Source organism: Pedobacter immunditicola (assembly GCF_037482985.1).
GTDB lineage: Bacteria > Bacteroidota > Bacteroidia > Sphingobacteriales > Sphingobacteriaceae > Pedobacter > Pedobacter immunditicola.
In genome coordinates this window covers 1-13687 of sequence record NZ_JBBHKC010000013.1, presented here as the reverse complement: position 1 = coordinate 13687, position 13687 = coordinate 1, and the positions used below count along the sequence as shown (strand labels likewise).

At 42.0% G+C, this 13687-nt stretch carries 10 protein-coding genes and 1 tRNA gene; 4 read left to right on the top strand and 7 right to left on the bottom strand.

Annotated elements, in window-relative coordinates; all coding sequences use genetic code 11:
• Window positions 1-101 precede the first annotated feature (101 nt).
• Both WG905_RS18465 and WG905_RS18460 read left to right on the top strand, forming a co-directional pair.
• Window positions 102-175 (top strand) — tRNA-Met (locus WG905_RS18465).
• A gap of 202 nt (window positions 176-377) precedes the next feature.
• The gene (locus tag WG905_RS18460; RefSeq protein WP_339593241.1) at window positions 378-1223 is read left to right on the top strand and encodes a DMT family transporter; all 846 of its coding nucleotides are present in this window, start codon (window positions 378-380) and stop codon (window positions 1221-1223) included.
• A 14-nt stretch (window positions 1224-1237) separates the two neighbouring features.
• Here WG905_RS18460 and WG905_RS18455 read toward each other — a convergent pair whose 3' ends face one another.
• Genes WG905_RS18455 through WG905_RS18445 form a run of 3 tightly spaced genes read right to left on the bottom strand, consistent with a single transcriptional unit; the run spans window position 1238 to window position 6757 of the window.
• Window positions 1238-4018, bottom strand: a complete 2781-nt coding sequence (locus WG905_RS18455) for a glycosyl hydrolase (protein ID WP_339593240.1) — start codon at window positions 4016-4018, stop codon at window positions 1238-1240.
• Window positions 4019-4021: 3 nt separating this feature from the next.
• Window positions 4022-4333: an L-rhamnose mutarotase gene (gene rhaM, locus WG905_RS18450; protein ID WP_339593239.1), complete on the bottom strand. Its 312-nt coding sequence runs from the start codon at window positions 4331-4333 to the stop codon at window positions 4022-4024.
• Between the two features lie 39 nt (window positions 4334-4372).
• Window positions 4373-6757, bottom strand: coding sequence for a glycoside hydrolase family 3 N-terminal domain-containing protein (locus WG905_RS18445; RefSeq protein ID WP_339593238.1), 2385 nt, complete (start codon window positions 6755-6757; stop codon window positions 4373-4375).
• 206 nt (window positions 6758-6963) lie between these two features.
• On the opposite strand from WG905_RS18445, the gene WG905_RS18440 reads away from it, so the two are divergent.
• Both WG905_RS18440 and WG905_RS18435 read left to right on the top strand, forming a co-directional pair.
• A complete protein-coding gene (locus tag WG905_RS18440; RefSeq protein WP_339593237.1) occupies window positions 6964-7746 on the top strand; it encodes a 4-hydroxy-tetrahydrodipicolinate reductase in 783 nt (260 codons plus the stop codon).
• A 316-nt stretch (window positions 7747-8062) separates the two neighbouring features.
• Window positions 8063-9328 (top strand): family 16 glycosylhydrolase, encoded by a 1266-nt coding sequence (locus WG905_RS18435; protein ID WP_339593236.1) that lies wholly within the window; start codon window positions 8063-8065, stop codon window positions 9326-9328.
• A 50-nt stretch (window positions 9329-9378) separates the two neighbouring features.
• On the opposite strand, the gene WG905_RS18430 is transcribed toward WG905_RS18435, so the two are convergent.
• The 4 genes from WG905_RS18430 to WG905_RS18415 form a co-directional block, all read right to left on the bottom strand.
• Entirely contained in the window at window positions 9379-9939 is a 561-nt protein-coding gene (locus WG905_RS18430) for a lipocalin family protein (protein WP_339593235.1), read from the bottom strand.
• Between the two features lie 77 nt (window positions 9940-10016).
• Window positions 10017-10550: a dihydrofolate reductase family protein gene (locus tag WG905_RS18425; RefSeq protein ID WP_339593234.1), complete on the bottom strand. Its 534-nt coding sequence runs from the start codon at window positions 10548-10550 to the stop codon at window positions 10017-10019.
• A gap of 63 nt (window positions 10551-10613) precedes the next feature.
• On the bottom strand, window positions 10614-12365 hold the full coding sequence (locus tag WG905_RS18420) for a S8 family serine peptidase (protein WP_339593233.1): 1752 nt from the start codon (window positions 12363-12365) through the stop codon (window positions 10614-10616).
• A 178-nt stretch (window positions 12366-12543) separates the two neighbouring features.
• On the bottom strand, window positions 12544-13449 hold the full coding sequence (locus WG905_RS18415) for a PIG-L deacetylase family protein (protein ID WP_339593232.1): 906 nt from the start codon (window positions 13447-13449) through the stop codon (window positions 12544-12546).
• Window positions 13450-13687: the final 238 nt, after the last annotated feature.

Below are 13687 nucleotides of genomic sequence, written 5' to 3'. Positions count from 1 at the left end.
TAAATCCTTATATTTTGAATTTATTTGATAATATTTATCATTTGTTTCTAAAGAAAGGTAAATTTTTCTATATTTGCAACTCTTTAAAAATTAAGAGTTCCGGCGGGGTAGCTCAGATGGTTAGAGCGCAGGATTCATAACCCTGAGGTCGGCAGTTCGATCCTGCTCCCCGCTACTGGTAAAAGCCTTGAGAAATCAAGGCTTTTTTGCGTTTTAAGGGATTTTGACGAGATTAATCGATCAATAATTCAGGCACCGCGTAATTCGGCTAATTCTTCCCTTATAGGTGCATAAGTATTATAAGGACTCCGTATTTGGCTGAATAACTGAATTTTGAATTAGTAGATGATTAGCTTTAACTACATGAACGGCCAATAATGTCAAAGCGTACCCTAATTTCTATTATCCTTTCGCTAATCGCTTTCGCAGGAAATTCGATTGTTTGTCGTATGGCCTTAAAAAGCAACATGATAGACCCGGCGAGTTTTGTCATCGTCCGTCTGGGGTCTGCAAGTCTTATGCTGATTTTGCTTCAAGCCCTCTTTAAGAGCCCAAAGGGAATTGGTGGAAACTGGATATCTGCTATGTTCCTATTGCTGTACGCCATACCATTTACCTTTTCTTATGTTAACCTCTCTGCGGCTACAGGTGCGCTCATTTCATTCAGTGCCGTACAATTAACCATGATTCTTATGGGCATACGCAATGGAGAAGTGATCAACCGAATACAGGTTGCTGGTCTTATCATTGCCATGAGCGGATTAATAGTACTATTGTTGCCTGGTGCAACTGCCCCTTCAATCTTCGATGCCCTTTTGATGACAACCGCAGGCATCGCATGGGGATTTTACTCATTGCGTGGCAAAGTGAGCGCCAATCCTTTGTACGATACAGCAGGTAATTTTATTCGGGCACTTGCCATCGGTCTTGTGGTATGTATTCCATTTCTGAAGAAAGTTCATATGAGTGCTGAGGGTTTGCTATTGGCTACCATTTCAGGTGCCATTACATCAGCCTTAGGTTACGTGTTGTGGTATCAAGCATTGAAACACATCAAGGCTACCCAGGCCTCAATTATACAATTATCAGTACCGGTCATTACAAGTTTGTTTGGTGTGCTCTTATTAGGAGAAATACTGAATGTCCGTATCGTCACCGCCTCAACAGTGATCTTAATTGGTATTGCACTAGTGATTTTTCGACCTAAGAAAAACAAAGTGTAAGCTGAGCTGTGCTTTTACTGGTATGGTGTAATGGTCACAGGTCCGATCAAACCAGAAGGCATAACTGACCAGTTTGAAGCATCAAAGGGTTTATAATTAATGTTTACAAAGTTGATTTCATGATAGTTCCTCCATTGGATTTTTCTCTGGTCCATATAACGGATGCGGTTAGCCATCAGATTTACCACTTCCACCTTAATGGTATTATTGCCGGCTTTTAAATACTTCCCTATACGGGCCTGGAATGGAACGCTCCACAAAACCCCTACTTCCTGTCCATTGATCCAAACCCTGGCGCTTTCACTTACCTGGTTTAATTGAAGTAAATATTCCTTCGCAGTTTTAGTATCAAGCGTAAAATTGCTAGTATACACACCTGTACCAGAAAAATTCTGGAGTTTGGGATCAGCTAAACTTGTCCAGGATACGAGTTTATTCAGCTGTTGTGTAGCCGGGATTAATGGTCCGCCCGCAGTAAATTTTAAAGACCAGGCATTGTTCAGTTCAATTTGTTGAGCTGGTTGGTTTAGATAAGTCCATGGCGAAGCTCCGGCAATTGCTTTATCGGTAATTTTCAAAATCATGGCCTCCCCGGAACCCATTTGCAATCTTACTTTCACCTGTCCGTTGTCAACACTTGTTGTGGCAAGTCCAGATGCTCCACTTTGCGGATCCATCATCAATACACTACCACTCGCGTTTATTGGCACTGCCCCATCAATGGCCGCTGCAGTATGGTTGACTATATAATAATATTTACCCCCGGTAAAGCTGCGGCGGATAAATTGCAAGCCAGTGTCAGCCAACGTTTCGCGTTTTATTTCACAGTGTACCAATGCCTTCTGGACATCCGCTGCAAGCAAGACCTGGCCTTTTCCGGTTTTAAATTGCTTCACATTGTTTCCTGCATCAGAAAAATTCAGTTTTGCTAGACCGGCTTTTAATTGTGCCCTGCGTGCTTCCAACTTGTGTAAACCAGGAACGTCTTTTGGAAATTGCTGAAAGACGATTGTTGCTCCATCATGAGCCAGTTGAATTACCTTGTTGAGCGTTTCCAGGTTAATGATGGTACTCTCAGGAAAGATCAGGACTTTATAAGGGGAAGCATTGACTGAAGTATGGATCAAACCGTTCCGTACAGTTGTCTGCGCCAATAACCTATCCGAGGCAAAATCAAAAGCGTAGCCGGATTTAGCCATCTCTTTTGACAGCCTATAAAAAGCTGTAGGTTGCAGCCAGTCGTCAATATTGTGTACTGTGATAGCCATATCGAGCCCTTTTTCACGACTCCAAACATCGTAGACAGGCCAGTAGATGAGAAGTTCATTGTCTGCCTTGCCTGCTTGAAGCACCGATTGGCACCTGGTCAGATAGCTGTTCATTCCATTAATTTGAGGCCACAGACTGTTATTAGGATTAAGTTCTACCGAAGCATAGAACAACCAGCCTGGCCATGCTGCCTGTTCGGGGGAATTAGTAGTGCCATGAAAAAAAATGTGGTTTACACCTGCAAGAAACAACTGCTCTGCCTCCGGCTTACATTGGGAAAATGAAGTTTTAAAATGTTCAGTCAGCCAGGTAAATGTTTCGGAAGACACCAGGTTCTTGCCCCCTGTATGAGCCGCTGATGATGCGAATTTGGACATCATCGGATCCGGGTCTACATTGCGGACGTCAGCACTGTCGCGGCGAATACCAGGAATTTGGAATTGGCTGGAACCAAAAGTTTCCGTTTCGGGAATACCAACAGCTCCATAAAGATCCAGCAGGTTGCCCGGCGAGCCATGGGATTGGTTCTTGGTGACCGAGCCGTATTTATGGGCCCATGCTGTCCAGTTATTTGTAAAATTATCCAACAGCACGTCGCTCATTGTTTCCCTGTAATCTGATTTCAACCGTCCTATGTGCTCACCAACGGAATCTTTGCTTATCAATTCCTGCAAATGCATTTTTAAATCATACCCCCTTCTTTTCTGAAACTCCTCAAAAAAAGTGGGCGTCCAGTTTGCGCCATAGACCTCGTAACTGTCATTAAAAAATGCCCTCAGTCCCAGCGGTTTATTGCCGAAGGCCTTATCAAAACGACTCAAGTAATTCGTTACGGCATTTTTGTCTAAATGATCAAGTGTAAACCCCTGCCCTCCCGGAGCGGCTCGTTTCACCTCCTGACGGGTTTTACCTGCAAAAGCAGCGTATATATGCCAGTTTCCATTTCCAGCCTTCCAATTCAATTGCCCATCAGCACCAACTTTACTCAACAAATCGAGTACCTCGCCGTTATCCCCATAGGCTGTAACAGCCTGTAACTTAGCAACGTTCTGCCTGGCTTCCATTACTTTGATGGCTTCAACTAGTTTCTGGCCAGACTTCAGTTTGTATTGCTGTACAATCAGCTTCGTTGCGGCATGCTCGGGTTTTACATGGGGACCGCCAAATGGCCAGCCTGTTCCCGTATTCATGTCTACCCCTATGCCCAGCGCATTTGATTTTTGGATGGTATATTGAAGCATCTCCATCCATTTAGGGGAAAGAAAGTCAATATAATTTGACTCAAAACCTGCTGCTCCATATATAGGGGTAATTTCAACACCACCTATTCCTGCCTGATGATACTGGCTGAGGACTTTACTGATATTGACCTTGTCTACAGCGTTGCCCATCCACCACCATCGCGTCCATGGCTTCATCTGTTTTTCCACTGCCGGCCATGGCCCCACAGGTTTTACTTTATTTTGCGCAGTTGCAGGGCCTAGTAAAAACGCAACAATACCCGCCGTTATGATTAATCTCTTCATCCTTTAATCCAAATGAAATACCTGTTCAAGTTTTATGCTAACCGGAGAATTATCTGGATTAGTTTCCATAATATCGGCCATATACGCCCACCATTTGTGCACAATCTTGGTACTTCCAAGTTCTTGAGAAGAGGTGCCATCTTGCTGCTGCACCGCAAATAAGGTATTGGTTTCCTCGTCCAAAAAAATTGAATAATCACTTATCCCGGTTTGCTTTAATAATATGACCAGCTCGGGCCATATTTCCTCATGTCTTTTGCGATATTCAGTTTTAGCCCCGGTCTTCAGCTTCATTTTAAATGCGATTTTAGCCATGTTTCAGTTAATTTGGAATGAAATATAGGTTGAAAACTACTATCTGATCTGATAAGAACGCTCCAAAACGAGGTTGCCTGAGAGTTTAATATCAGCAGCTGATGACCCTACAGCGATCTTAAAACTCCCTTCCTCTGCAATGTTTCTATAATTAGCATCAAATAGCGAAAAATCCTCCGCATTAAGCTGGAGGGTAATCTTCTTTTGCGCCCCCTTCTTTAGGTGGAACCGTTTAAAGGCCTTGAGTTGTTTGTTGGGGACTACGACCGAACTCACCTGATCACTAATATATAACTGTGCAACCTCATCCCCATCCATTTCTCCGGTATTGCGCACTGTGAAACTCACATCAACAGTCAGGCTGTCACCAACACTGGATTTCGAGACCTGAAGGTCAGCATAGGAAAAATTTGTATAACTCAGTCCGAAACCAAAACCGTAAAGTGGTGTTGAAGGGCCTTCCACATAGTCATGGCGCGAAGCGTTTTGGTAACTGTAATACACCGGCAATTGACCTACAGACCGTGGGATAGACACGGGCAGGCGACCCGCCGGATTGTAATCGCCAAAAATAACATCAGCAACGGCATGGCCACCCTGCTGACCGGGGTACCACATATTTAATATGGCGGGGATATGGGCCGCTGCCCAGTTGATGTTCAGTGGACGTCCCTGAATCATCACCAGAACCACTGGCTTTCTGGTTTTAGAGAGCGCCTGTAAAAGCTCAAGTTGTTTACCAAGTAAGTCCAGCGAGGAGCGGTCAAACCCTTCTCCGCTTTCCATATCGCTGATTGCGCCATGATTTATATTCGCTGCACCCGTTTCAAGATATTCCGTTTTAAAGTCCCTTGCGCTTGACCCACCAAGCACCACAACGGTAACATCCGAGGCTTCAGCAGCATGAACAGCCGCTTCAATTTGTTTCGTTGAGGTATCCCGGATGGCACAACCCTTTACATAGCGAATAATTGTTTTGTTGGAAAGTTTATTCCTGATACCATCGAGAACGGTAACTACGTCGTTCGGATGCTGAGGAGCGGTATAGTCGCCTAATTGATTATAGATATTGTCGGCATTTGGACCAATAATGGCAATGCTGCCTATGGTTTTGCTCAGCGGCAGCAACTGCCCCTCGTTTTTCAACAGGACTGCCGAAGCCCGGGCAATGCTTCTATTAAGGTCAATAGCCTGTTGATCGCGAACGCCTTTTTTCGCCAGTTCAGGTTTAGTGTAAGGATTCTCAAAGAGGCCCATCTCAAATTTCTTTGTCAGGATTCTGCCAACTGCCTCATCCAGCCTGGCCATCGTTACTTTTCCACTTTTTACAGCCTCCAACAGGGGGAAAGAATAAACTGAGCCACCCAGATCACTGTCCAGACCGGCGTTAATCGCCTGAGCTGCCGCATCAGTACTTCCTGCTGCAACGTGGTCATTACCAGTCAGGCCGCCTATGCTGTGCAGGTCAGAAATGGTAAAGCCTTTGAAACCCCACTGCTCACGAAGTACCGTTTTCAACAGGAAGGGATTGGCACTGCAGGGGATTCCATCGATCGAATTGTATGCCGTCATTACCGATCCAGCCCCTGCCTTTACAGCCGCTTTGAAGGGGGGAAGGTAATCTTGTAGCAGTGCACGTGGCCCCAGGTTAACGAAGCCTCCATTATGACCTCCCTCGGGAATCCCATACGCTGCAAAATGCTTAAGGGTGGAAATAATGTTCCTTCCACGCTGAAAATCATTTCCCTGGAATCCTTTCACCATCGCAACGCCCATGGCCCCGGTTAAGTAAGGATCTTCACCATAAGTTTCCTCAACCCTTGACCACCTCAATTCTCTGGCAAGATCTAAAACAGGACCATAGCCAATATGAGCACCCTGGAGTCGGGCTTCCTTCGCGATCACTTCAGCCATTTCCTGGATAAGATCAGGAGCCCAGGTGCTGGCCTGACCTATAGCCGTAGGAAAAACAGTGGTACCAATGGCCATATGTCCATGTGGACATTCTTCAGCAATAAAAATAGGAATCTGAAGCCTCGAATGTTCAATGTTCCATTTCTGAATGGCATTTGTGGCCTGAGAAGCCAGAAAAGGATCCAGACCATTAATAAGGGTTTTCTTTGTCCAGGGATCGGCACGTAGCGTCGCCCATAACATTCCAATATACTGGTCTTTAACAGCAGATTTAAATTTTTCTGAAACAGAGACACCCTTGTTTTTTTCATACATTTCCCAGCCCAGGAGAACGCTGAGCTGCCCGGCTTTTTCTTCAACTGTCATCCTGGCGAGCAAATCACCGACCCTTTCTGCCACTGGAAGATCCGGGTTCTTGTAGGGCATTTTCTTTTGGGCCGAAAGGCTTAAGGTATTAGAAAACACTAATAAAATAATAGTAATCATGTTCCTCCGAGATGTTTTCATCATTTTATTTTTGTCTTTAGGTGATGAAGCTTAGCTAATGTAATAGTTTTCATACAATAGGATTTAATTAAAATTTAATATTTATCATTACTTTCGTAAAAATAGTTCGTTTATGAAGCTATTATGAAATGATAGTTATTAAGAGCATACAAATAGCAATAAAAAGCTTAAGAAAGCTTCATCATCATTAAACAACAAACTAGATACGGATGAAAATAAAAGTAGGATTACTAGGTTTTGGAAAAACGGGCAAAGCGGTTGCTGCTGTTATTTTGCAACATAAAGAGTTCTCTCTTGAATGGGTATTAAAGCGGACAACCACACTGGAAAACAGATCTGTATCAGAATTCCTAGGCATTGAAAGCGATGAAGCAGGCTTAATTTATTCCAAGGAACACACACCTATAAATGAACTTTTAGATGAACATCCGGTAGACGTCATCGTTGACTTTTCTTCCAGTGATGGAATTTATGGTTACGGTGAAGCGGCTGCAGAAAGACAAATTAAAATCATTTCTGCAATTTCACATTACCAGGAAGAGGAGTTAAACCTACTCGCCATTTTGGGTAAAAAGACAACGGTATTCTGGTCGCCCAACATTACGTTAGGCGTAAATTACCTCATGTTCTCAGCAAAATTCCTGCAAAAAATAGCGCCGGGAGTAGACATCGAAATTATTGAAGAGCATTTTAAACAAAAAGAAGGCGTGTCTGGAACAGCAATAAAGATTGCACATGCACTTGATCTGGATGTAGCCAATATTAACTCGGTGAGGGCGGGCGGAATAGTAGGCAAACATGAATTGATATTCGGTTTTCCTTATCAAACTGTCCGATTGATCCATGAATCTATATCTCGCGAAGCTTTTGGTAACGGAGTCATATTCGTTGCTCAAAATTTAACCAATTTACCCAAAGGCGTTTATAATTTCGAGGACATTCTGAGGCCATATTTCATCTTAGAACCTCAATTGGCTACAAGCGAGATTTAATATGATATACCTAGCCAGTACACCTGGTGTCACTGGCGCCTAACTCCTTTCTGACCCCGATTTCCTTTTTTCTGCAGTAAAGTAGCCAGCCCCAAAAAGCCCAGGCAGGGAATTACAATGGCCAACTATAAAAGGAAACGACTTTACCCCTCTTTTTTTGTGTTTTTACCCCCTTTCATTCTCATCAACCAGTTGTAAATTACAAATACATTCATCAACGAAATGTATGCAGTTCAGTTACAAAACAGGAGCAACTCTTTAATTATTGACAGATATAACTTAATTAACTAAACCATTTACCTTAAACCAAAAAATCATGAAGATGCTAAACCTCCTGATGGGCTGCTCCAGCCTCCTATTGTTTTCTTGCTCGAAAGCTCAACAATTTAGTCCGGAACTGGCAGAAAATGAAAAGCAAATGAAATCGGCTGTTGCAAATACATCATCCCTTAATGTCCTTGCATCAAGCTGGAACCTTGTTTTTTCTGATGAATTCAACACCGTGGGGAATTTTGACACCAGTAAGTGGACTTATAGTCCAAGGTTGTCTCCAGCATGGGCGAAATACCTAACCTCTTCTCCGACTTACGCGGCTCAAAATGGAAACGACATGGTATTGAGAATGGATAATGCGGTGATCGCCGGAGATCCCGTGCCCTATCATTCCGGAGGCATACAGACCTCTACAAAATTCAACTTTCTGTATGGAAAGGTGGAAGTGAGAGCCAAATTTAAACAAGGACAAGGTTCATGGCCTGCCATTTGGATGATGCCGGAAGTTCCTGTATCCTATGGAGGATGGCCAAATAGTGGTGAAATAGACATCATGGAGCATGTAAATTACGAGAATGTCGTGCATCAAACCATTCACAATGGTAGTGTAACGAATGCCAACGGTGGAAGTTCGGCAACAAAAACTACTACTTACAATACGGCGGATTATAATACTTATGGAATAGTGTGGAGCCCCGGCGCTATTCAGTTTTATGTAAATAATGTACTCCAGTATACCTATACAAAAGCGGCGAATGCAAGTTCTGCGCAGTGGCCCTTTGATAAGCCCTTCTACCTCATTTTAAATCAGTCTGGCGGAGCAGGATGGCCTGGCGCTATTAACAATGCAGACCTTCCTTTCCATATGAATGTAGATTGGATAAGGGTCTATAAAGAAATACCCGTATTAGGGAACCCAGGCTTCGAAGCTGCTTCATTAGCTCCCTGGCTTACATGGAACCCAGCGGGCAATACTGCAGTGGTGACAACTCATTTCAGATCTGGCACAAAAGCTATCCGGCAACAAGGGGGCGAAACCTCACTTGAACAAGTTATTACCGGTTTGATCCCAAATACGACTTATGTGTTTGGTGGATATGGAAAAGTAGGTACCACAGGACAATCCGTGTTATTTGGGGCTAAGAATTATGGAGGGGCAGCAAAAGATGCACAGGTTACCAGTACAGCTTATCAAAATGCTTCCGTTACTTTCACAACGGGTCCCAGCAATTCATCAGTCACGGTATACATGTATAAGCCGAATACTGGAACCGCTTACGGAGATGATTTTTACCTCAATCAACAATAGTTTCTGCCAATAAATTAAAACGCATGGATTAACTTCCCTGCGTTTTTAATTTACATCTCAGAAAAATCTTTGTCATGTTTTGTCCACACCAGCGCATCAATATCATAACCAAGAGATTTTGCCTGTTGAAGGTAAGCTGATTTAACCGATTCAGGAATTGTCGTTTCTCTTGATAGTATCCACATGTAATCGAGGTTATTGCCTACTACCAAGGCATATCGATAATCCTTATCGAGCGCAATGACGTTATATCCGGAATAAAAGGGACCGAAAAAGGAAACCTTTAATCTTGCCACATCAGGGCCTTTAACCAATTTGGCCTTTCCGACGCTTTGTTTCCACTCCTTTTTGACATAATTATAACCACGGTTATCCACACTGATGTCGCCATTTTCCTTTTTGGAATAGGTGGCTGTTACATTATCAAGATCCTTTTCATATTTAAAATCCAGCCTTGCAATTTCGTACCATTTACCAAGATATTTATCCACGTCGAAGGGAGATACCGCGGTAGCACCTTTGGGAATAGAAACTGAACTGCAGGAAACTAATACAGACACCACGAGCCCGGCGCCTATAGTCAGCAAGGTTAATTTTTTATTAGCTTTCATACCCTATTAACCACAAGCGAGGTTAAATGTTTATTTTCATTAGTATATATTTATTTTAAAAGGTAATGAAGCGATCATCAGCTTGTTTCGTTTACATCATACCACAGTTGTACCAACCCGGAGGGGTAAGAGATGCTCCGTTTGTACGATAAATATTGTTCAGGTCTGCCATTTTTAAAAAGGCGAATCCCATCACCAAGCAGGTGTGGAATAACAGATACGATCACCCGGTTGACCAATTGATGCTTAAAAAGAAAATCCACTAACTCACTGCCGCCATCACAATAGATATCCTTTCCTTCCTGCTTCCGCAAATCGTTGATCAGTTCTAGTGGATTATCTTTGTAAACAGCGTGACCTTCAGTTCCGGTTCTGCTCTTGGAAATAACAAATACAGCTTTATTCTGATGTAGAATGCCGTTACCCATCGCCAGTACGATGTCGAAAGTCCTACGCCCCCATATTACCGTATCAATGGTTTCTAAAAACTCACCATAGCCAAAGTCTTCATTTGGTCGATCTACAATTTTTAAAAAGTCGAAATTATCGTCCTTTTTTGCAATGTAACCATCCAGGCTCATTGCAATGTAGAGTATCACTTTTCTTCCCACGAGATCAAATTTAATTTAAACCAATACACTAAGCGTTATATTATCAGGTATAAAACTGATGTCCTACTTATAAGTTTCGGCTACTTTTAACGCATTGTAAAGGTTTGCGACACCAGCACTGTTACATAATTCAGAGAATGGGACCTTTATAGACGTCCCGAATTCGTCTCTTAACTTAACTTTGTGATCAACTTTAACAACCGATTTAATGATGATGTCACGAACCTGGTGAGCCTTTAACTCCGGATAATAACTTAGAATAACAGCGGCCATACCTGATACAACCGGAGCAGCCATACTTGTTCCATCAAATTCTTCATATTTAGATTTTGGAACCGCAGATTTAATCATGAAACCAGGCGCAAAAACATCAACATTATATTTGCCATAATTAGAAAAGGAAGCCTTCAAATCTGCATCGCTTCTATAAGCACTTGCACCAACTTCTATCCAGTTTTTGGCGTGTGGCAGGTTAAATTTAGCAGTATCCACCTCTATCTTTTTAATGGTTTTTGCCACATTGGCTCCGTCATAAGGCCTGCGAACGGTAGGCTTTGGTGCTTCATTGATGATGTTCTTAACCTTGCTGCGGTGTTTTTTCTGGTAAGCAAGGGCCTCTGGACTTTCAAAATATTTACTAGGATAATTCTCTTCTTTATCTATATTCTGATTATCGTTTCCTGCTGCATGAACCAGCAATACATCCTTTGACTCCGCGTATTTTACGGCTTCATCCACCACCTTTTTATCCCATTTAAAGCTCTTACCAAAACTCATGTTGATGATTCTGGCGCCATTATCAACGGCATACCTGATACCATTGGCCACATCTTTGTCGCGTTCATCACCTTCAGGAACTACCCTGATGGCCATAATGCTCACCTGGTCTGCGATTCCGTTGATACCAATGTTGTTATTTCTTTTGGCGCCTATGATGCCCGAAACGTGTGTACCGTGATCGGCATTAGGCCCCATCACATCACTATTACCATAATTTCGTTCATTGGAATTCTCATAATCATCACCCACCAATTCTGCTCTTTGATCATATTTAGGATTCAGGTTATACCTTAACATGATATCATATTGCCGATAGGCATCTTTGACTTCCTTATAAAACTTATCAAAACCTTTGCTCCGTCTACTCCCGGTACGGATGATCTTTTTCACCTGCTCCTCCATCTCGTCATTTGCGGTGTAATTTTCAATATCGACAAGCGTTGGAACGATTTTTTTGTTAGCGGTGGCTACAGAATCTAAAACTTTATTAATGGCACTTAATACCCTGAAATTCTGATCAGCATCATCATATTTTTTCCCAAACTCAGACGTAACCTTATTGTACAGTGCAAACTCATCTTCGGCAACACTATCTAATTTGGTTGATTTAATTGTTGATCTGTATTTTGGATTCAATTTTCTATAAATCCGAATTAACTCCAAATTATCGTATGCCAGGTTTCCTTTTTTTGAACCGATAAAATTCCAGCCATTGATGTCATCGATATAACCATTACCATCATCATCAATGCCATTATCAGGAATCTCTTTCTGGTTTACCCACATGACCCCTTTTAAATCTTCATGATTTGGTTCCACACCACCATCAATTACTGCGACAATAATTTTACTTTTCGGGATTTTGCCTTTTAATATTTCCTGATAGGCTTTTTCTGTACTGATGCCAAAATAACCATCTTTTGCAAGGTCTAAATTATACCAGTTTTCAGGAAGAACGACATCCTTGCTTTGCGCAAAAGAGGTAAGCTGGAATGAGATAAACAGTAAGAGTAATGTTAAGGTTCTCAGTTTCATAAAACGAATCATTTAGCGTTACAGATAACAACAATAATACGCTTTTATTATTTACGCATAATTTTTTTAAGGTTTTTTAACATTCTGACTTAGGATCAAGTCATAAACCTGTATATAGGATACACACTAAAAGCTTTAGACTGTATAAAATTGTAATAAACCCATACAGCATAAGGGGTTATTTTTTAAGCATGGGAAACAGTCTGCGTATCTCTGATTCTGAAGGCTGACTACCATATTCGGTTATCTCAAAAGATTCAGCATATTTTACATTGGATGCTTTAGCTTTACCATACCATTTCTCAAGGGTTTTTCTTTGCTCATCCACGATCGCTAAATTAATTCGCTGCGTTCTTAACCATTCTTTCCTGGCTAAAGTATCTTTAGGAACGATACTCATGTCACCATGATTGCTTATCCATGGCAACCATTCATAGTATTGAGAAACATGTTTATCTAAGCCATTTAACTTCTTCTCTATCACTGGGTCTATAGCCACAACGATATCATGAGTGAAGGGATTGGGCTTTTTAAATTTATCCTGCATATAAAGAAATACAGGATTTTTCTTTAACGCCGGCACATCAGAAGCAATATTTGGAACAGCAACCATATAAGAAGCGTCCTCCACTAACTTTCCAGCATTTCTATGATCCGGATGATAATCATTAGGGCGAAGACCGATAACCACATCTGCATTCCATTTTCTTATTTCTCTGATCACCTGCAATCGCACATTGAGATCGGGTAGCAATTCACCGTCATGGTTATCCAGCACCACATATTCATCAATACCGTATTGCTCGGCGGCGAGTTTGGCTTCCAGCCTTCTACGTGTCGCTAATATACCACCACCTTGTTCATGATGCCCAGCATTGCCATTGGTCAACGACAAAAACTTTACGGCTACACCACTTTCCGCTAACAAAGCAGCGGTACCGGCCATTTTTGAATCTGCATCATCCGGATGAGCGAATATAGCGATCACCCTTATCTTTTCCGGGGATGAGGTCTGTGCCCATACCGTAGGAGCAACCAGGTTTACAATAAGTAATAAAAATAAATGTTTGAAAAATTGAATCATTGAACAAGTATTAAAATTCATGCGTTATTCGGTAATAGTGACAGTAATAGATTTATTCACTTCATTCATTCCATCTGCATTGGCATTTTAGCTACGAAATGAACAGTATAAACACCTGGCTCATTATAAATGCCTCGTTATTTAAAGATATAAGAAATTTCTGTAAGTAGTCCGCTTGTTTGATTTTCAGATTTTTACGTGTGGTTTAGAATACTATTGATCGGGGTTGATCAAAACA

Coding starts and splice junctions, on each gene's coding strand:
- WG905_RS18415 (WP_339593232.1), bottom strand. CDS start 13,449: ATGATTCAATTTTTCAAACATTTATTTTTATTACTTATTGTAAACCTG.
- WG905_RS18435 (WP_339593236.1), top strand. CDS start 8,063: ATGAAGATGCTAAACCTCCTGATGGGCTGCTCCAGCCTCCTATTGTTT.
- WG905_RS18440 (WP_339593237.1), top strand. CDS start 6,964: ATGAAAATAAAAGTAGGATTACTAGGTTTTGGAAAAACGGGCAAAGCG.
- WG905_RS18460 (WP_339593241.1), top strand. CDS start 378: ATGTCAAAGCGTACCCTAATTTCTATTATCCTTTCGCTAATCGCTTTC.
- WG905_RS18420 (WP_339593233.1), bottom strand. CDS start 12,365: ATGAAACTGAGAACCTTAACATTACTCTTACTGTTTATCTCATTCCAG.
- WG905_RS18445 (WP_339593238.1), bottom strand. CDS start 6,757: ATGATGAAAACATCTCGGAGGAACATGATTACTATTATTTTATTAGTG.
- rhaM (WP_339593239.1), bottom strand. CDS start 4,333: ATGGCTAAAATCGCATTTAAAATGAAGCTGAAGACCGGGGCTAAAACT.
- WG905_RS18430 (WP_339593235.1), bottom strand. CDS start 9,939: ATGAAAGCTAATAAAAAATTAACCTTGCTGACTATAGGCGCCGGGCTC.
- WG905_RS18455 (WP_339593240.1), bottom strand. CDS start 4,018: ATGAAGAGATTAATCATAACGGCGGGTATTGTTGCGTTTTTACTAGGC.